The organism is Brooklawnia propionicigenes (assembly GCF_030297015.1).
GTDB classification, from domain to species: Bacteria; Actinomycetota; Actinomycetes; order Propionibacteriales; family Propionibacteriaceae; genus Brooklawnia; species Brooklawnia propionicigenes.
The window spans coordinates 390805-410191 of record NZ_AP028056.1; the positions used below are offsets into that span (position 1 = coordinate 390805).

Annotated in this window: 14 protein-coding genes; 1 reads left to right on the top strand and 13 read right to left on the bottom strand. The window is 66.6% G+C overall.

The genetic code is table 11. The features are described from left to right. Nucleotides 1-26 precede the first annotated feature (26 nt). From QUE25_RS01820 to QUE25_RS01850, 7 genes are all read right to left on the bottom strand, one after another. Nucleotides 27-3296, bottom strand: a complete 3270-nt coding sequence (locus QUE25_RS01820) for a hypothetical protein (protein WP_286267007.1) — start codon at nt 3294-3296, stop codon at nt 27-29. Further along, nucleotides 3293-8758: a hypothetical protein gene (locus tag QUE25_RS01825; protein WP_286267008.1), complete on the bottom strand. Its 5466-nt coding sequence runs from the start codon at nt 8756-8758 to the stop codon at nt 3293-3295. Before QUE25_RS01825 ends, QUE25_RS01820 begins: the two co-directional genes overlap by 4 nt. A 270-nt stretch (nt 8759-9028) precedes the next feature. Next, a complete protein-coding gene (locus QUE25_RS01830) occupies nt 9029-9595 on the bottom strand; it encodes a hypothetical protein (RefSeq protein ID WP_286267010.1) in 567 nt (188 codons plus the stop codon). Between the two features lie 10 nt (nt 9596-9605). Further along, on the bottom strand, nt 9606-10607 hold the full coding sequence (locus tag QUE25_RS01835) for an MvdC/MvdD family ATP grasp protein (RefSeq protein WP_286267012.1): 1002 nt from the start codon (nt 10605-10607) through the stop codon (nt 9606-9608). After that, nucleotides 10604-11206: a hypothetical protein gene (locus QUE25_RS01840; RefSeq protein WP_286267014.1), complete on the bottom strand. Its 603-nt coding sequence runs from the start codon at nt 11204-11206 to the stop codon at nt 10604-10606. Before QUE25_RS01840 ends, QUE25_RS01835 begins: the two co-directional genes overlap by 4 nt. A 405-nt stretch (nt 11207-11611) precedes the next feature. Next, nucleotides 11612-12400, bottom strand: a complete 789-nt coding sequence (locus QUE25_RS01845) for a hypothetical protein (protein ID WP_286267016.1) — start codon at nt 12398-12400, stop codon at nt 11612-11614. After that, nucleotides 12385-12951 (bottom strand): hypothetical protein, encoded by a 567-nt coding sequence (locus tag QUE25_RS01850; protein ID WP_286267018.1) that lies wholly within the window; start codon nt 12949-12951, stop codon nt 12385-12387. Before QUE25_RS01850 ends, QUE25_RS01845 begins: the two co-directional genes overlap by 16 nt. A 309-nt stretch (nt 12952-13260) precedes the next feature. Between QUE25_RS01850 and QUE25_RS01855 the strand changes: the two genes are divergently transcribed. Beyond that, the gene (locus tag QUE25_RS01855; RefSeq protein ID WP_286267020.1) at nt 13261-14274 is read left to right on the top strand and encodes a Fic family protein; all 1014 of its coding nucleotides are present in this window, start codon (nt 13261-13263) and stop codon (nt 14272-14274) included. Nucleotides 14275-14334: 60 nt separating this feature from the next. On the opposite strand, the gene QUE25_RS01860 is transcribed toward QUE25_RS01855, so the two are convergent. The 6 genes from QUE25_RS01860 to QUE25_RS01885 all read right to left on the bottom strand — a co-directional run bounded on the left by QUE25_RS01860 (nt 14335) and on the right by QUE25_RS01885 (nt 19334). After that, on the bottom strand, nt 14335-14511 hold the full coding sequence (locus QUE25_RS01860; protein WP_286267021.1) for a hypothetical protein: 177 nt from the start codon (nt 14509-14511) through the stop codon (nt 14335-14337). 599 nt (nt 14512-15110) lie between these two features. Next, nucleotides 15111-15677, bottom strand: a complete 567-nt coding sequence (locus tag QUE25_RS01865; RefSeq protein WP_286267023.1) for a hypothetical protein — start codon at nt 15675-15677, stop codon at nt 15111-15113. Between the two features lie 218 nt (nt 15678-15895). After that, nucleotides 15896-16237, bottom strand: a complete 342-nt coding sequence (locus tag QUE25_RS01870) for a NifB/NifX family molybdenum-iron cluster-binding protein (RefSeq protein WP_286267025.1) — start codon at nt 16235-16237, stop codon at nt 15896-15898. A gap of 45 nt (nt 16238-16282) precedes the next feature. Further along, nucleotides 16283-17422: a DNA-processing protein DprA gene (dprA, locus tag QUE25_RS01875; RefSeq protein ID WP_286267028.1), complete on the bottom strand. Its 1140-nt coding sequence runs from the start codon at nt 17420-17422 to the stop codon at nt 16283-16285. Further along, a complete protein-coding gene (locus QUE25_RS01880) occupies nt 17419-18942 on the bottom strand; it encodes a YifB family Mg chelatase-like AAA ATPase (RefSeq protein ID WP_483413703.1) in 1524 nt (507 codons plus the stop codon). Before QUE25_RS01880 ends, dprA begins: the two co-directional genes overlap by 4 nt. Next, complete coding sequence (locus tag QUE25_RS01885; protein WP_286267030.1) at nt 18939-19334, bottom strand: YraN family protein; 396 nt, start codon at nt 19332-19334, stop codon at nt 18939-18941. Before QUE25_RS01885 ends, QUE25_RS01880 begins: the two co-directional genes overlap by 4 nt. Between the last annotated feature and the right edge of the window lie 53 nt (nt 19335-19387).

Sequence of the window (19387 nt, forward strand, 5' to 3'; positions counted from 1 at the left end):
AACAGGATCGACCGGTTTCGGATTGTTCAGACGTTCAGCGAGGCGATCTCGCCGATTCGGCCGGCAGGATCGACGAACGCGACCCGCAGGCCCAGGACTGCATCCGGGTCGACCGCCACCGGCACCTTCACAACGATGGGGACGACGCCGTCAGACAGTTCAGGCCACGCCAGTTCGGCCACCGCCGGGCGGATGGTGTGGCCGGGCCACTGGTACCAGATGGCGGCCCGGTAGGGTCCGATCGCCAAGGCGTGCGATCGGGGCGCGTCCGCCACGGTGATGGTGAGTTTCACCTCGTCCACGGCGTCTCCGGGCTCCCGCAGGACGGTGATTGTGTCGACGCCGGGCCGGTCGGGAGGGTTGGGAGGCAGGTGCATCAGGACGCGCGGCGCCGACGGTGGGCTGAGCGGTCGTGGGTGCGGCTGCCTGGCCGCCGGATTCGGCACGGTGACGCCCCCCGGTGGGTCGAGCAGGGTGACTCCGGCCGGGATCCGGCGTTCGGGCGGCAGCCGAACCTCTGCCCAGTAGACGTACCGGACGAAGGGCTCCAGCCCTCGACCGACGCCGCCATCGTCGAGGAATGTCGCCTCGAACACGGCGGGCGTCGCGGCTGAGTTGAGGATCTGCATCGGTCCTTCCCGCAGCACCCGCGCGTAGACCGGATCTGCGACCGGGCCGACCGCGCGCCTGATCCGGAATCGTGGGGGCTCTGTCCCCGCCACACCCGGATCGAACAGACCGGGCTCGTCCCGCTGGAGAGCGCTACGGTCGAATCCATCGGTCACGACGCGCAGCGTCGCCGCACCCGTGGCCGGATCTACGTGACCGTCGATGCGTGGGGCGACCGGGCCACGGCTGTCGGGAACGGCGACCGCCACGATGCCACAGCTGTCGAAGGGTGGCTCGGCTCCGTCGGGCCCCAGCGGCACGATCCGGAGAAACTGCACCGTCTCCAGGCTGCGCGGCAGCCGGGTGGTGAAGACCGCCCCGTCTGCTCCGGCCACCACCGGCGATTCGGTCAGCAGCCGAAACGCTGTGCGGTCGATCTGGCCACCGTCGAGCACCCGCCGGCAGCCCGCCGCCGCGACGCGGCCACGTGAGGGCGCCACCCCTGCGACAGCCTCCGCGACGTCCTGGGGCCGAAGCCTCAGCCCCTGCTGGTCGCTCAAATAGACCCGATGCTTCGACCCGTCCACAGCGGGCCAGGTGAGCATGAGTTCGACCTCGGACGATGGACCCGGCGCCGAACTCCAGAACAACCCGATGCCCGTCGGGTAGACCTTCGGTGGACGCGGGTCGGTCACCTCGATGGGCAGTGTCGCGACCTCGGAATGCACACCGGTGGTGTCCGTGAAGTATCCGGTCAGTGTCCAGCGTCCGCGCTGTTGCGGAGACAGGCGCGGCAACGGCAGTTCGACCTCGGTGAACCCGCTATCTGTGGTTCCTACTGTTCTATTGCTGCCTCCGAGTTTGAGGGTCAACGACTCGATCGTCCAGGAGCCTGCGGCCAGATCGTCGATGCGGGGGACGACGATCGCCGATCCCAGCAGTTGCGACTCGGCCGGGGTGAACCTGCTGGCGGGGAATGCGTGAGGTATCGCGACCATGAGCCTGATCACGCCGGGGGACTCATCCGCACTGACCAAAGGGTCGATCTCGGCTCGCTCGAGGTGGTATCTGAGCACGGGCGGTGGCGGAACCGGGCGGGGCGGCGGTTCAACGGTGAAATCGACCGGCTGACCAAATCGCCCGAACATGTCCGACGCCCAGACGCGGTAGTCGAGGGGGCCGACGTCGGGAATGGCTTTGTCGGACAGCAGGCCCGCCGGCTCCAGCGCGCCACCACCCAGCCCCCGCACCCGAGCGGACGGGTCGGTCTCATGGCCGACGACCCGCGGGACGGCCCGCTGCCCCGGATCACCATCGGCGATATCCAGCTGGTCGTGACGCGCCGTCCACTCGCCGTCGAACTGAGCTGCCAGGGCGGCCAGGGAGGCGACCTGTGGCTGCGGGAACGCCAGGCTCGCCCGGTACAGCCGCGAAGGGTATCCATCGGTGGCGCTCTGCCAGCGGTGATCGACGACCTGGGGTCTGGCGAGGGTCGGCGGCAGCCAGGGCGGCACGGGTGCCACCACCGTGAGGAAGGGGGCCGCGACCAAGCCTTCGTTACGCACGAAACGCATCCGCTCCGCGATGGCCGGACGAGGGTCCAGCCCGCTCGAGTTCTCCAGCGCCCACATCAAAGACTCCAGCAGGGCATGGGTTCCCGGACGCTGGTCATCGTGCAGGGCGGTCAGGTCCAGACCTCGGCGAAGGTACTCGCGGGGATCCAGCGCCAGCAGGCCGACGATGGCTAAGGTGTCCCAGCCGCCCCCGCCATCCAGGTCGGGCAGATCATCGAACTGCGTTGCGAAGCCGAAGTGGCGGGCCAACCCTGGATCCATCACCGCGGTCTGCAGGGTCCCGAGCCGGGGAGCGCGAACAACCTGCCGTTTGCCGTTCGGGTCCTGCATCGGCTGGTGCTCGTGCTGCTTCCAGGGCGGCGGCCGATCGTCGACCAGGTGGGCCAGCAGCGTCTCCAGCCCGCCACCCAACTGCCCCGATGCCAGCATCGCCGCCACCCGCCGCAGTTCCTGATCCGACGAGATGCCCACGTCTTGACCGTCCGGGCGGTCCATCGGGTTGAGGCGCTGCGGAGCGCCGCGCTCCACTCGTCCCTCGGCGGCAGTTGAGTCCCCGTGGGCGTACCAGGTGTACTCGCCGTCGATGGGCAGAGCCAGCACTCCGGCCAGCTCGTGGGAGCCCTCGAACAACTCGTACCAGGGCACGCGCCACGGGTTGATCCCGAGTTGGCTGGAGCTGCCCCACAGGTGCAGCCGGTGCATGAACGGCCCGGAGAACAGCCAGCGTGGCTCGTCGCGGACGAGGCCGGCGAATCGTCTGCCGCGAGGGCCCAGCACTGCCGCACCCTCCAACCGGGCGTCGGGGTCGATCAGTTCCAGCCGGACGGTCCGCCAGTTGTCGTCGTCGTGGAGTCCCAGCTGGATGTCGGCCACACCCAGGCGAGCAAGGTCGAGGTCGCGATGAGGCCGGCCTTCGCGGTCGAGAACTCGGACGTCGAGCAGCTCCGATGGCTGGCTGACGATCTTGTACACCGCGAATGGGGCGAGCGGGAAGCTGGCGCCGAACCCGGCGAAGATGCGCAGGTGGGTGCCGAAGGGCAGGTCGGGGCCGCTGCCGTCCTCGGCCATGGCGTAGGCGGACAGCAGTTCGGGTGGGGCGAACAGTGAGCTCATGACGGGTCCTCCCAGAACGCGGGCCTGCGTGGGACGGCCGACATACCGCGTAGATCGATTACCTCCGTGCCGAGCCAGCTCCTGGCTCTCAGCACGAACTGTGCGAACCCGCCCAGCGGATCATTGACCTGGAACGGCCGACTGGCCAGGTGGATCAGCCGCGATCCGGAACGATCGCTTCGTCCGATATCGAACGAAGTCTCACCGCCGGCGGCGGATTTCAGTGCGAGGCTGACCGTCAGCCGACCGGGCCGGTGAATCGGCTCGGGCGACTCGATCATCAGACCGGCCAGCAGCCAGCCGGCGCCCGCGCCCCGCACCCAGAGCCGGCTCAGCCGCGGCACCGTGGCGAGCGGCCAGCCCTCGAGCCCCAGCGCCGACAGTGCCCGCTGGTACTCCTGGTCGTCCTCGGAAAAACCACCGCCGACGCTCACGGGTGTGTTGACCAGCAGATCTCCGACGACCAGACCGGCCGGGCTGGGTTCACCCGCCGTCGGGAACCCCAGACCGGCGAGCATCGTGCGCGGTGTTCGCCACCGCGAGGTCCGGAACGTCACCCCCGGCAAACGCCCGTCCGCGAGCAGCGGATTGGCGGCCTTCGCCAGCACATACACCTCGTACCAGGCCTCGGGATCGAGCTGCAGCGAGGCGCTGCCCGTCGCTCCGGGTCTCGGCACGCCGCATGCGGAGTCGACGGCATAGCTCCAGCGAAGCTGGTCGGCGTACGACAGGTGACCCGGACGGAGTGCAGCCGTCCACGCCATCGGCAACAACTGCGGCAGCGCATGCTGCGGGCCCGGCCGGTCGAGCCGCCGGACGGCGACGCGCAGATCGAAGCCATAGGTCTTGGCCAACGCGGCAACGTGATCCTGACGGAAATGCGCGCGCAGCGGGTCATCGCAGAACCGGTACGCCTCGCTCTGGGCAGGCTCGTAACCGCCCAGGTAACGCTCCAGCATCTCGGGCTGGAACATGTCCTGCCTGATGAGCAGCCATGGAAGGTAGCCCTGCGCACCGTAACGGGGCAGTGGCTGCGGCTGCGGTACCGGCGCGGTCCGGAAGAACAGTTGCCGCCGGGTCGGCAGCGCGGTGGCGGAGCCCTGGGGTGTGTATGTGGTTTCGTCCGACCTGGTCGCCACCACCACGATCTGCCCCGACTTATCCTGTTTCGAGATCTCACCGGACCAGGACATGTCGACGTCGATGCGATACAGCCGACCGGGGGCCAAGATGGCGCGCTCGTGCGGCGAGTTCACGCTCGGGTCGGTCTTCGGGCCCTGGGAGGCTGCCTGCTGAAGCCTGCTGACCTCGCTGGCGATGGCGTCGTTCTCGCGTTTCGCGGCCTCCCAGGCGCTCACCGTGACCCCGCCCAGACCGACGACGCCCAGCGTCGCCCCGATCGGGAAGGTCACGGTGATCGACGAGACGCCATCGGCCGAGGGCGCTCGCAGCAGCGCGGCGCTCTGCCCGGTTGGCAGGTCGATGAAGTCGGTGACCGGCCACTGCTCACCCAGGTCGTCCCACACCTGGATGCCGGCGAATCGTTCACCGATCTCGAACAACTCACGTTCTGCAGCCAGGACGAGCAGGCCGTCGAGGATCGTTTCCACCGGATCGAGGGTGATCTGCTGGGCGACGAACGCACAGCCTGCCTCGATCAGCTCACCGACGGTCATGTCAGCGGGAGCGCGCAGGTTCGGAGCGTCCAGGTGACCGTGGAAGACGTGCTTGATCTCCTCGGATGCGGGCCAGCCGATCAGCTGCGCAGGGTCGATCCAGAACGGTGGCGGCACCGTGAAGACCTCGTCCAGTGCCGTCGGCCCGGTCTCCAGAGCCACCCCGAAGTGATGCATGGTGGCTTGGACGCGGCTGTGCAGGCGGTTCGTGGTCACCGGTTCGGGCGGCAGCCGGAAGCCGGGATTCGCCGGGCCTGCCAGCCACCCCACCGCCCATCCCGGTTGGGCGCTCACCCGTCGCCGGCACAGGTCGGCCGACGCCTGCAGTATCGGCGGCCGTCGTTCCTCGCCTGCATCGGCCAGGCGATTGACCCACAGATCCCTGCCGTTCGACAGCAGGACGAGTTCCGCGACGTCCGACGAACCGGCACCTGCGATGCGCGGCACCTGCCAGCTGGCCGCGAGCCCGGCGCCCGGCGGCACGGTTCCGCCGACGGTCGGGTCGGGCTCTGCGGTGACGTCCCGCAGTGTCAGCGCATCGAGCTGCCACTGGTAGCAGAGCATCTCGCTGCCGACCTTCATGGGCGCGAGGGCGCCTGGTCCGAGGATCCCGGGGAACTGCGAGCCGGCGTCCGGTCCGATCACCGGCGCAATGGCGAAGGGCAGCGAGACGATGGCGTCGGGCCAGACATACATCTCGGGGGTGATCCGGTTCGGGTCTTCGACGAGCGGGGCAAGCACTCGGTAGCTGTCGTCGGTGAGCGCGCCCAGCGATCCGTCGCGCACGGAGCCGGCGAAACGGTCGAGCGGGTGACGGTCGGCGTCGGGCAGGGTGAGCTGCGGTTCATCTCCGAAGGCCAGCGTCACCGTCGCCTCGAGGTCGAAGAACAGCAACTCGATGCGTCCGGTGACCTGGGCCCACAGGTAGCTGGCCTGCTCCCGCACCATGAAGTTGACCGCCGCTTGCACGCCGAGCGAGAACGGCCCCAGATGCAGGCTGCCGCCCGCACGGCCGAAGCCGGCGAGGGTTGGGGGTTTGGTGCCGAGCAGCAGGTCGAGGCTCGCGAACAGCTCGGCCCAGGCGATCGGCCGGGCGCCGAACATAGTCTGCACCCCGAACCCGAAGGTGGCCACGAACCCGTCGGTGATCGTGAGCTGCGCGGCTGCGGAGCCGCGGCCGTAGGGCCAGTCGGCAATCCCCCGCCCCCGCAGCATCAGGTACGCGTCCGCCCCGATATCGAGTATTCCGGGCAGCACCTTCGCGGAGATCGGTCCCATCGAGCGGCCCTGCACCGGGGCGCCGTCGGCCCCCAGGTAGACGTACCAGTCATCGCTGTCGGCCTGGAGGGGGAAGTGCCCAGCCATCGGGACGCGGATCTCGAGCAGCGGTCGGAGATCGACCACGCCCAGCACCCCAAAACTCAGCGCCGTACTGTCGACGCCGATGAAGCCGAGGAAACTCAACCCCGATGGCGGCGGATAACTCGGCTCGCTGATCTGGACGCGCGGCTGAAGCACGCGCCCGTTCAGGGCGCCTCGGACTGCGACATCGGGCACCGAGATCAACAGCCCGGCCCTGGACGAGAACGAGAACCCGAGATCGGGCAGAGTCCCGACCACGGCCTCCAAACCGAAGGTCGACTGCCCGGGCAGCACGCGGAAGCTGCCCACACCCTTCGGCTGCCACTGGAGCTGGCGCAGCACCGGGTCGTCCTCGGCGTCGGCGGCATACTGCGGCACGGCGGCCATTCCGAACAGCCCGCCCACGCCGAACAGGCCGAATCCGGAATTGGCGAGTGGAATCGGCGCCGGCAGGTCGACTCCCAGCCGCAGCACGATCATCGGCGGGGCGTACTCGATCCCGGCGTCGACGGCGAGGTTGAGCGGAAGCAGGCGTGCGAGCAGGTCCGCACCGAATCCTCCGGAGCGGAGCTGTATCCGGCCGGTCCCCTCGATCGCGCCCGGGATCGTGAGCCCGGCCTCAAGGCCGCGGATAGTGGCATCGACCGTGCCGTTGTTGTTCAGTGTTGCCCGGATCGTCGCGCCCGACACCCGAATGGGGCCCAGATTCAGCTTGAAGCGCAGGTCGACCTCCACGAAGGTGGAACCGCGGCCCGACCGGCTGCCCAGCACGTCGAACAGCGACTCGAGGCCGGCAACGTTCCAGGCGCCCGGGTTCTCGACCTCCAACTGCGCGCGGTCGAAGTCCAGCCCGATCATCTGGAGCCCGCTCTTGCGGGGATCGATGCTCATCCGCGCGTCCCGGACCCGAATCCGCATGGGTTGGTCGGGACGCATCGAGACGGCGAGCACCCCGACGTCGACCTTGGTGATGCGGACCGCGACGGAGTAATCCAGCTTCAGCGTCAAGGGTCCACCGACCGGCAGCCCGTGGCCGCTGGACTCGAATTCCACTCCGTGCAGCACGAAGCGGCTGTCGTCGGTGAGCAGCGACGACAGCGCAGCCCCGACCGCGACGAGGCTGTAGAGCACCACGCCGGTACCATCGCCGACCTTGGCGGCGCGCTCGACATCCTTGTCGGCGATGAGCGCCGTCGCCAGCGCGGCGGCCGTATTGAATATCTTCGCTCCGCCCATCGAGGTCGAGGTGACCGAGAGGATGCCGGCCTGCCCTTGGGCGGCTGCCCCAACCGAGATCCTGAATTCCCCGGGCGCATTCACGGGGTCGCGCGCGAGTGTTGCCGTGACCCGGACCGGCTTTCCGGCCGCGAACGTGATCTCCCGATTCGCTCCGCTGGGCTCGCTGAAGCCGGCCTTCGCACCATCCAGAGGCAGCTCCATGGTCGCGGTGATGCAGGTGGGCAGCAGCCCCGACAGCCCACTTGCCGTGGGGTCGATGCACTCGATCCGCACGGAATACGCCGGGAGTGCGCCGCGCTGGCCGCTGGCCGGACGAGCCGGCACCTTGGTTTCCACGACCAGGTTCACTCCCCCACCCCCGGTCCGGACGGCGAGATAGCCCTTGATCGGTTGGCCGCCGAACAACGGCACTTCGGCAGGCAGGTAGAAGTCGAGTTGCCGAGCCAGCAGGCCCCGCCACGATGGCTCGTCTGCCGCAATGGTCGCAAGCGGTGGATCGAGCCCCGGCGCTCCCGTTCCGGCCGCCCCGGCCTCGATGCTGTCGTCGATCACCAGCGCAGGGAGGTCGAACCCGATCTTCGACGACCCGAAGACCACCGTCGGCGGCTCGAGTCCAAGGGCCACGATCCCAGCGGTAGACGATGTGTCCGGAGTGAAGCGGATTCTCGCCGGGGTGTCTGCGGACCCGGCGACAAGCAGCGCCGGTCCCAGGACGACGCCGGCTTCCGCCGAACGGCTGACCAGGACGGGCGCGTGCTTGGGATCGTCCGGCGGTAGCGCCTGAAGGTGGGCATCACCCTCGGGTGTTACGACCAGCCTTGCGCCGGTCAGCGCCATGCCCGCGATGCCCTCGACGAACTTGAACACGAAGCGGGCCTGCCCCTGCTCGGCCAGGACCAGCCAGAACTTGAAGGACGTCGGATCCTGCGCGGGCAGAAGCTCGAGCTTGAACGGTGCCGGCTGCACGACACCGGTGGGCAGGGCCAGCGCGAAGTCGAAGCCTGGGATGGGACTTTGGCTGAGGTCTTGAGTCAGTCGGACTTCTCCCTGGAGAACGCCGCCGGGAGGGAGCTCCGCTGGCCCGGTCAGCTCGAGAGCCGACAGCAGCAGGTCGATCTCGCGGGGGCAGATGACCTGGTGGAAGACACCGGATCTGTCGAGCAAGTCCTTGATCGAGGTTCCCATGGGGCGCTCCGTGGTCGACCTTGAGGCCAAGCGGGAGGCTCACGATCAAGCCGAGCCGCGCCAAGATCAGGCGACGCACGCCGAGGGCGACAACTCCTGGACGAGGTCCTGATCACTGTGGGCCCTCAGCTGCCGCAAGCTGCAAACCGAAGGTCGTGGAACTGCGTTGATGCTGCATTCTAGGTGGCCATGGGACCAGGACCGACCTGTGCGGAGTGACCAATTGCGGCCCGGGCTCAGCAGGCATCACGCCAAGTGCGTCTCGTGGCCTCAGACATAAATGACCGGCGGAATCTCACAGCCCACCCGGCACAGGCCGTAGTTGAGGTAGCACCACAGCGACGTGAGAGGGCCACTGCGTGCCAGACACTGCAGCGCCCGTTCCTGGCAACTCCAGGTACAGATCGACACCTCGGGCCCGCCGCCCGATTGCCGCGCCATCGCCTGCGCCGGGACCGGCCCGCAACCACAGTCGTGCGCCGCATTCACGTCACCGATGTCGATGGCGCTCAGCGCGTCGATGCTGGTGGTGATGGACTGGCTGACCGAGATCCCGGCCCTGTGGTGTGTCTGGACGTAGGTGATCGGCACGTCGCGTCGCAGTATCAACACGGCCGGCCCCTTCGGATCGCGCGCTTCCACCACGCGGACGAGAGCGGCCTCGGGCACCTCGATGTAGTGATTCAGCCCCAGATTGGCGTAGATCCGGACCATGCCTGCCTCGACCTTGCCCACAAAGCCCTCAATGCTCGTGGTCTGGTCCTTCCCAGCGGCCAACATTTCGCTGACCAGTGGATTCACCGTCGGATCGGGATGATCATCGTGGCTGGTGTTCATTGCATGCTCCTCAAACTCGAACGGATGGTTCTGGGTGGTGCTCGAAAGCGGCTGCCTCCTGCGCCACGAGAAGGGTCGCCAGGGCGTTCAGCAGCGGTTGGCCGGTGTCGATCTCGGCGAACAGGAACTGACCCGAGGGGTTGACCTCGAAGAATCGGTACTCTCCGTCCGGCTGACGTCGCAGATCGATGCAGCCATAGTGCAGGCCCAGCACTCGCAACAGGTCGACAAGTCGGTCGCCGAGCGCGGTTGGCAGGTCATGCGCGCGCCACTGCGCGGTCAGGTCGAGACGCCAGTCGAGCTGCGCCTCGGGCAACGCAGAGTCGAATTCGCAGGCGAACACCTGCGAGCCGAAGATGTTCACCCGGACGTCGACTCCCTTCTCGATCTTCTCCTGGACGATCATCGGCGCGTGCCGCAGCTTTACCAGATGTGTCAGGTCGTCCTGGGTGAGGACGCGGGTCTCCGGCAGCGTCCAGTCGGGCGCGTTCAGCGGCTTGTAGATGCAATCGCCGTGGTGGGCCTGCCAGAAATCGGTCACCGCGGCCGGATTGTTTGTCACCAGCGTCTCTGGAATCGGGATTCCGAGTCGGCTGGCAGTAACGAGCTGGAACGGCTTCCGGGACGCGACGATCTCGGCGAATGGATCGTTGACGAACGGAACGGCCAGCGATCTGGTGACGCCCTTGACGAAGGCATCGCATTCGGTGGCGCAGTACCTGCGGACGCGCGGGTCGCTCACCGCCGGGTCGATCTCGAATCCGAGCGCCCGGCGCCACCAGACGCTGCGGAAGTCGTCCAATGGGAAGTCGCCCGCGTCGGTGTGCAGCTGCGCGGTACTGCCGGCGGCACCCACCCGAAAATCGATGGCGGTGTCCCTGGGTAGTGTGGCCCGATCCCAGATCACCGCGGGCACGGCGAAATCGCGGTCGAGCACGGCGGCGACCGCTCGGGCATGAACGTCTTCGGTGGGCGCCACGATCAGCACGGGGCGCTGATCGCTCGAGGTCACGTCAGGATGGTGTCGATGGGAGCGCAGTCATCGGAGGTGCGATCGCTCTTCCACCCGACCGGGGTGTGAGTCGCGTAGTCACACCAGGTGGTGTTGATGAGCAGGCCGTCCACCACGCCCAGCCTCGACATGAACGCGCGTGCCCGGGCCTCGGCCTGGCCCACCGCGGCATCCTCGAAGGCGACCGTGTCGGTGGCGGAAGGCCGCTCCAGGACGAACGGTTGTTCCCCGGTGGTCGGGAGCGGTGGGACGTACTTGTTCGGCTGCACCGGATCGAAAGGATCGACGAGGGCGACCACTGCTCCGTCGCCGTTGAGCAGGACGAGGAATGCGTCCGTGGCCAGCGACGCGAGATCGTCGGCGGCCCGGTCGAAGTCGAAGACCAGGGCGTTGAGTCCGGTTGCGAAGTTGTACTCGAGCTGGCGGATGTCAGTAAGCCGCACGCCGCTGGCGAACCTGCTCTCGATCGCAGCGACGACCCGTTCGTCCTGAAGCGCGAAGATCGCCGGATCGGGTAGCTTCCGGTGCGTTCCCCGCCAGTCGGCCTTCACCGACTCGATCAGTTTGCGCAAGTGAGCAGATGACTGTTCTGTTGACATGGGATTCCTCCCCCATCAGTGGTTAACCACAATCGTCGAAGAAGACGATGCTGGAGACCGAGCCGTCGGGTGTCAGGTGGTTCTACTGTCGAGATGCTCATGTCGATGATCGGCTCGGGACTGGGCGCGCCGTGCAGCCGGTCGAAGAACGCGTGACCGCGAACTCGGACGGGACATCGCGTCGTTGCTGTAGTGCCGCTCAAGAGCAGCGCTGCGGCGATCGAGGACGAATGGTGATTGGCTTCGAGCTGGGTCCTTCAGCCACGTTGCCATCCAGCAATTGTCCAGTCATTTTACTGCCGGGCTGGGCCAAGTCATCGGTGCCGGGGCTGTCAGTCGAGGTCAACATCGCGCCTCGTGCCGTTGAGGCTCTCCGGCGACCGGGTGCGCCAAGCGAGCAGGGGTTCAGCCGATGACGACGGTGACGAACTCTCGGATCGGCATCTGATACGTCGCCGACGACGACAACCCCACCCGACCCTGCTGACCCAACGCCTGCCACAACACATCCCACGACGACGTCGCCGTAATCGTGTAATCCCCCGCCTTCAGATAGGCATGCCCACACACAGGCGACGGCATCAACGGATCCACCCCAACCGGACGCTGCACCATCTGAGTACACGTCGACGACGTCCCATCACCCCAATCAAAGACCACCGACCCCCGCGACGCACTCAACGAAACATCAATGCCATCCTGACTAGCCGACGCACTCAACGAACCCGGATCATCCACCCACGCCCAAATCGGCAGACCCACACCCAACGCACCCCACCGGTTACCCGACGGCTCCGGAGACAACCCAATCACCGGAGCAGGAACACCCAACGACGCAGCCGCCGACCGAGCCGAAGCCGCCACATCAACACCACCAGCCCCCGGAGCAACCGGAATCGGCGTCAAACACGCCTCACCCGGATTCGGCACACACACCACCACCCCACCCACCACCACAGCACCCTCCGGAACCGGCACCGACGACGCCGGCGCCACACCACCAGAAGAACCAGACGACGAACCCGGGGCCGAGATCCCTGCATTCACTTCGACTTCCGATCCATTGGTGCAGGTCTCTATTCCTCCGAGCATGTTGTACGAGCCATCACACCCATGCGCAGCAGCTACCGGGAGCAAACCTGCGACGACCATGCACAGCGCGATCGCAGGGCCAGACTTCAAGAAAGTGGACACACTTCCACCTTGTTCGTTGTTCCGTAGAAGAGCTTCAGCTTGTCGTCATACCGCTTGAAGTAGAGCTCCAGGTATCCGATCGCACCCTCCGACACGACCTGCCCCTGCTCATCGAGGGCTGGCGTTGCGCGAGTATCCATGCACGCTTGGAGAGCAACCTCGGATCCGTCTCTGCTAACCCCTGGGTAGGGCCGCAAGGTGAGCACTGGCTCCGCGCCTTCTGGCGCGCGCCACCGTTTCTCCTTCATGAATTCGAAGGTCTCGCGTAGCCAGGAAAGATACGGGTCAGCCACGAAGTCTTGGAGTTCCGCTGGGAACTCGCTGTAGTCGCCGCGCAACTCAAATTGATCTCGCAACTCAAGTGAGCTCATGAACACGCTCTCCGCCTCAGCGTATAACGCGTCCATCTCTGCATCGACCGAACTCGGCGGCGCCGGCACAGAGACTGAAGGAGACGGCGAACCGGGGCTCTCGTCCACCCCATCCGACGAGCAACCCGCCAGCACGAGTGACACCGCCAAAGCGACAACGGCGAAAACGGAGCGGTGCATCTGATCTCCCGGGGGTGAAAACCAAAACGACAAGGCACCATCAGTCTCAGCTACCCCACAACAAGCGTCAAGCCACCCGCACGCATCTGTGGATAACCCGCCAGCGAAGAGCTCTCGCAGCAGACAACATCCGTGATGCGCAACGGGGCTGGTCAATGCCATCTCAAAGCGTGCTCCCGCTACGGCGCGCATCCAGGTGATTCCGTTCGCTCTCTTGCATCGACCGGTGAACAAGGCGCCTCGGGGGATAAAGTTTGTTTAGTTCATTTAGCTACTCATTCACATGAACAAGGAGATGGAGGTGCGACAGTGAGAGGACGCCCGTCGCGCGCGACGGTCTATGCCCGGCTCGATAGCCAGCTGACCGAACTCCGCAACCGGTTCGGGGGGCTGCCGTCCCCTGAGGAATCGGCCTATGTGTGGGCCGACATCTGGCATCTGGAGGCGCACCACTCCACCGCCCTCGAGGGCAACACCCTCGTCCTGCGTGAGGTCGAGACCCTACTTGACCAGGGCAAGGCCGTCGGTGCCAAACCTCTGCGCGAGTACATGGAGGTCAAGGGTTACGGAGACGCCGCCTCCTGGGTCTATCGAGAGGCTTTGGGTGCAGGCGACAGAACCGCCAACGCCTTGATCACCCTCCAGGAAGTCCGGCACATCCACTACTTGGCCATGACACTGGTATGGCAAGTTTCCCCACATCCGGATGCAACCGACGCCGAATCGCCCGGCAACTTCCGACGCCATGACATCCACCCCTTTGAGGAAGGCATGACACCACCGTCATGGCCGCTGGTGCCCTCCCTGTTGGACGAATGGGTCACCACCATCAATGAGATCCCCACTCGGCTCAGCGGCGGCGCCAATTTGCCCGAACTCCTGGCCGAAGCCCACAATCACTTCGAGCGAATCCACCCCTTCATTGACGGCAACGGCCGTGCCGGCAGACTCGCATTGAACTTGGTGCTGGTCCGTCTCGGCTATCCGCCGGTCGTAGTCCTCAAGGAGCAACGCGCCGCATATCTGCGGGCCATGCAGCGCGCCGACGGGGGCGACTTCGGTCCCCTTGGTGAGATCTTGGCCAGAGGGATGATCGACAACCTCAACCGCTTCATCCTCCCCAACGTCGCCGGGCCTGCGAAGCTTGTGCCTCTGGCCTCGCTCGTCGAGCATGACCTCAGTCTCGTCGCGCTGCGCGCTGCGGCCAAACGTGGACGACTCGACGCTCACCAACGCAGCGACGGCCAGTGGCTCAGCACGCGCAAAGCCGTTGAGGCCTACAAGAAATCGCGCCATCCGGGAGCACGCCGCACTACCGAATGACGGAAGGCAAGGCGATCCCGCCGACCCGTGCATCGCGCCCCTTACGGGTCCACGCGGGCTTCAGCCGATGACGACGGTGACGAACTCTCGGATCGGCATCTGATACGTCGCCGACGACGACAACCCCACCCGACCCTGCTGACCCAACGCCTGCCACAACACATCCCACGACGACGTCGCCGTAATCGTGTAATCCCCCGCCTTCAGATAGGCATGCCCACACACAGGCGACGGCATCAACGGATCCACCCCAACCGGACGCTGCACCATCTGAGTACACGTCGACGACGTCCCATCACCCCAATCAAAGACCACCGACCCCCGCGACGCACTCAACGAAACATCAATGCCATCCTGACTAGCCGACGCACTCAACGAACCCGGATCATCCACCCACGCCCAAATCGGCAGACCCACACCCAACGCACCCCACCGGTTACCCGACGGCTCCGGAGACAACCCAATCACCGGAACAGGAACACCCAACGACGCAGCCGCCGACCGAGCCGAAGCCGCCACATCAACACCACCAGCCCCCGGAGCAACCGGAATCGGCGTCAAACACGCCTCACCCGGATTCGGCACACACACCACCACCCCACCCACCACCACAGCACCCTCCGGAACCGGCACCGACGACGCCGGCGCCACACCACCAGAAGAACCAGACGAAGAACCCGGGGCCGTGGCTCCGGCACTGACGTCCAGCGACGAGCCACCCGAGCAAGTCTGAATACTCCCGTAGGCACCCTGCGCGCTGACGCAGTCAGCGTGAGCCACCGCGACCGGCAGGGCACTCAAGGCCGCCGCACACAGAAGCGTCGCAAACCCGTAACTCAGTCGAATGGGCATTGCTCGATCTCCGTCGTGGTTCCGCTGAAGAGCTTCAACCTGCCGTCGACATGCTTGAAGAACAACTCCATGAAGAACAGCCCGCCCTCCGAGAACACCTGGCCGTCGGCATCCAGCGCAGGAGCCTCCGTCGTGTCTAGGCAGACCCTCAATGCGACTTCCGAACCATCCTTGCTGGCGCCTGGATACGGTCTTATCGCCAGCTTCGGTTGTGTTCCCGCCTGACCATGTAGGCCATGTTGTTGGCCATAGTCATAGAGCTGACGGACCGACGCCAAGAAGGGATCAGCCAACAAGTCGCCTAGCTCTTCCGGGAAACTGGTGTAGTCGCCATCCCGTTCGAATCGATACCGAAACTCCATGGATTGCAGGAACACGTACTCCGCCTCGGCATACAACGCCTCCGTCTCGGCATTGACCGAACTCGGCGGCGCCGGCACAGAGACCGAAGGTGAAGGCGAATCGGGGCTCTCGTCCACCCCACCCGGCGAACAACCCGCCAGCACGAGCGACACCGCCAAAGCGACGACGGCGAAAACGGAGCGGTGCATCTGATCTCCCGGGGGTGAAAACCAAAACGACAAGGCACCATCAGTCTCAGCTACCCCACTGCCAGCGTCAAGCCACCCGCACGCATCTGTGGATAACCCGCCAGCGAAGATCGGGCACGTCACGCGGCCCCACGGCGTCCGACGACCGTCCGTGGGCCAGCTCCACGGCATGCCTCATCCGTTCGCCGGGCGCCGACCGGCCCATGACCCCAACTCGCTCAGCCCTCCTGAAGAGCCGCCGCCTGCAGAATGGCGTCTTTCGCGTCCATCACGGGAGCCTGAACCAGCAGCAGACCCATCTTGTCGATGGTGTGCAACATCGACTGGCCTGCCTGGACGAAGACGACCCGATCGATCTCGTTGTCCTTGAGAAAGCGCACGACTCGCGCATGATGCTGGCCATGCGCGCTCTGGTCGTGCAGTACATCCCAGCCGACGTCGTATACCTGCCAGTCTGCCAGTTGGCCGCCATCAGTCACGGTGCCGACAGCCATTCGAGCTGCCCTCCCGAAACGGGAGTCCACCTGGCCGTCTTCGTCGATCGGAACAGTGAGCTTCATGGCTCCCATTCCAGCGCGCCGGTCCAACTGAGCCCCCTTCGGGATTCAGGACGCGCGCGCCGACCGCTTGAGCCGCCATGCGCCCGTCTGGTCTTGTGCCACCAATCCCAATACCTCGAGCTCAACCAAAGCCCCGACGATTCGCGGCACGGGCTGCCCGCACTTCGCGGCCAGTTCGGGCACACTGATCCCCGACCTGGCCGGCATCGACTCCCGCACAGCCAGCAGTTCGGGATCAACCGAATCCAGCATCCGATCGGGGCCGCGGTCGGCGAGGGCCGGTCCGAGCCCCATCGGCGCGAGCAATGCCCGCACATCGTCCACATCGGAAACCAGCGTCGCCTGACCGTCACGGATGAGCCGGTGACAGCCGGCCGACATCGCCGAATGCACCGATCCGGGCACCGCCATCACCTCGCGTCCAAGCTCGCTCGCCCAACTCGCAGTGTTGCGCGCGCCCGACCTGGCAGCCGCCTCGACCACTACCGTTCCTATCGTGAGTGCGGCGATCAGCCGATTCCTGGCCAAGAACGCAGCCCTGGTCACCCTGATCCCCGGCGCCATCTCCGAGATCACCAGATGCTCGGCCTTCAGCTCCTCGAAGAGCCTGCCGTTGCCTCGCGGATACGCCTCGTCGAGCCCACCCGCATAGATCCCGATCGACTCACCTTGGCTGGCGAGCGCACCCCGGTGCGCGGCAGCATCAATCCCGTAGGCACCACCGGAGACCACGACGTAGCCATTGGATTCGCGTGCCAGCCCCGCGGCCAGGTCACCGGCCACTGCCTCGCCATAGCGGGTCGCTGCCCTGGCACCAACAACGGCAACGCTGCGTGCCGCCGCCTCGTTCACCCGCAGCGGCCCGGCCGCCCACAAACCCACCGGTATCCCGCCGAGCCCCTGCACCTCGACTGCGTTTCCGAGATCGTCCAGCCGGGCCGGCCACTCCGGGTCGCCTGGGATCAGGAATCGCAGTCCCGCGGCCTCGGCGTTGCGCCTCAGCGCCGCTTCGTCGGCCTTCTTTGCGCGCTGCGCCCAGGCCGATTCGTCTCCGCTTCGTCGCAGCGCATCCACCGTCGCCGCCGCACCATGCGCCGAGATCAGTCGAGACAGCTTGAGATGCCCCGGCTCGCAGACCAGAGTCAGCACCGCCCGGGCGAGCCGCTCGTCATCCCAGTCAGTCATGCCGCACACCTCCAGCTGTCTTGCCGCAGCCCCAGCGCCGCCGCCAGATGTGCCCGCGTGATCCGGTCGCGGGCATCCAGGTCCGCCAGCGTCCAGGCGATGCGCAGCACCTTGTCGACCCCTCGTGCGCTCAGTCGTCCCGAACGCACCGCATCGTCCAGCAGCGACATACCCTGCGGGTGCGGCAGCTTGCGTAGTTCGGCCCCGGGGAGGTCGCCGTTCAACCGCCAAGGCAGCTCCCGCAATCGCGACGACTGCCGCTCGCGGGCCACCGCCACCCGCGCGGCGACTGTCGCACTCGCCTCCCCCGCCGTCACGTCGCTCGACACAACCAGCGACGGCAACAACCGGTGATGAATGTCGATCCGATCGAGGATGGGCCCGCTCAGCCGCTCGTTGTAGCGGCGCAGGCTCATCGGGGTGCAGCTGCAGTTTGCTCCCGGCACCCCGAGCATGCCGCACTGGCACGGGTTGGCGGCCATCACCAGCTGGAAGCGCGCGGGGTAGCAGACCTGGCTGCCCGAGCGGGCGATCGTCACCTTCCCCGTCTCCATGGGCGTGCGCAATGCATCGAGTACCCGGACACTGAATTCCGGCGCCTCGTCGAGGAAGAGCACCCCGCGGTGAGCCAATGAGATGGCTCCCGGACGAGCCACCCGCGCCCCGCCGCCCACCATCGCGGCCATCGACGCATTGTGGTGCGGACTTGAATAAGGCGGACGCCTGATCAAGCCATCATTCAACGAGTGCCCGGCAAGGGAGTGCACCGCCGAAACCTCCAGCGCCTCTTCAATGCTCAGGTCGGGCAGCAGGCCCGGCAGCCGTTCGGCCAGCATCGACTTGCCGACCCCCGGCGCCCCGTGCAGGAGGATGTGGTGTCCTCCGGCCGCGGCCACCTCCATCGCCCAACAGGCCTCCCGTTGACCCCGCACATCGGCCAGGTCGGGAGCGTAGGCGCACGGCCGCGGCTCGGCTGGGGCGGGCTCCGGCCCGGCGCCCAGCACCGGACGCCCGTGCAGCACCTCGATCAGATCGGCCAGGCAACCGACCCCCCAAACCGTGATCCCAGCAACCAGCTGCGCCTCTGCCACCTGCCCGGCAGGTACGATGGCCGTCCCGAAACCGACTTCGCGGGCGGCCAGCAGCGCGGGCAACACGCCGCGGACTTCGCGCACTCGCCCATCCAGGCCCAGTTCGCCGACCAGCACGCTGGACGCCGCTATGCGACGCGGCACCACGTCGCTGGCCGCCAGGATCGCAGCGACGATCGCCAGGTCATAGTGCGAGCCGGCCTTCGGCAGGCTTGCGGGAGTCAGATTGATGGTCAGCAGCTGGTTCGGCCAGGCCAGACCAGCACCGGCCACTGCCGCCCGGCAGCGGTCCCTCGCCTCGTAGAGCGCAGTATCCGGCAGGCCCACCAGCACTGTACGGGGCAGCCCACCGCCGATCGCGGCCTCGACCTCGACCAGCGTGCCTTCCATCCCCAGCAGCGCCACCGACCAGGCGCTTGCGGTGCTCATGCCACACCTCGCACATGCCTGATCAGCGGAGCCGAACCCGGCAGTTTGAGGATGCCGACGGCGTCGACCCGCAGACTCGAGACCGCAAGGCCACTGGCCCGCCGCCAGCTGGTAGCGAGCTGGCGCAGCCGTTGTCGTTTGGCGTAGGTGATTGCCTCCAGCGGATCACCAAAACCTGTTCCGCTACGGCATTTGACCTCGACGATGACTCCGTTGGGCAGGTCCCCACTGCAGGGCTCAAGGCATGCCAGGTCGATCTCGCCGACCGAGCAGCGCCAGTTGCGGTCGGTGACCACCCAGCCGAGACTCATCAGGTAATCAGCCGCGAGGTCTTCGCCCCAGCCGCCGAGTTGTTTTCTGTTGTCGAGTGCCGAATCCGAACGTCGCATCATCCACCTCTCCTTCGAGATGAATGATTGGTAACCGTGTCACCGATCGTTCAGTT

Excerpts from the sequence above, each read along its gene's own strand:
- QUE25_RS01820 (WP_286267007.1), bottom strand. The coding sequence starts at position 3,296 with ATGAGCTCACTGTTCGCCCCACCCGAACTGCTGTCCGCCTACGCCATG.
- QUE25_RS01825 (WP_286267008.1), bottom strand. The coding sequence starts at position 8,758 with ATGGGAACCTCGATCAAGGACTTGCTCGACAGATCCGGTGTCTTCCAC.
- QUE25_RS01830 (WP_286267010.1), bottom strand. The coding sequence starts at position 9,595 with ATGAACACCAGCCACGATGATCATCCCGATCCGACGGTGAATCCACTG.
- QUE25_RS01840 (WP_286267014.1), bottom strand. The coding sequence starts at position 11,206 with ATGTCAACAGAACAGTCATCTGCTCACTTGCGCAAACTGATCGAGTCG.
- QUE25_RS01850 (WP_286267018.1), bottom strand. The coding sequence starts at position 12,951 with ATGCACCGCTCCGTTTTCGCCGTTGTCGCTTTGGCGGTGTCACTCGTG.
- QUE25_RS01860 (WP_286267021.1), bottom strand. The coding sequence starts at position 14,511 with ATGCCGTCGCCTGTGTGTGGGCATGCCTATCTGAAGGCGGGGGATTAC.
- QUE25_RS01865 (WP_286267023.1), bottom strand. The coding sequence starts at position 15,677 with ATGCACCGCTCCGTTTTCGCCGTCGTCGCTTTGGCGGTGTCGCTCGTG.
- QUE25_RS01870 (WP_286267025.1), bottom strand. The coding sequence starts at position 16,237 with ATGAAGCTCACTGTTCCGATCGACGAAGACGGCCAGGTGGACTCCCGT.
- dprA (WP_286267028.1), bottom strand. The coding sequence starts at position 17,422 with ATGACTGACTGGGATGACGAGCGGCTCGCCCGGGCGGTGCTGACTCTG.
- QUE25_RS01880 (WP_483413703.1), bottom strand. The coding sequence starts at position 18,942 with ATGAGCACCGCAAGCGCCTGGTCGGTGGCGCTGCTGGGGATGGAAGGC.
- QUE25_RS01885 (WP_286267030.1), bottom strand. The coding sequence starts at position 19,334 with ATGATGCGACGTTCGGATTCGGCACTCGACAACAGAAAACAACTCGGC.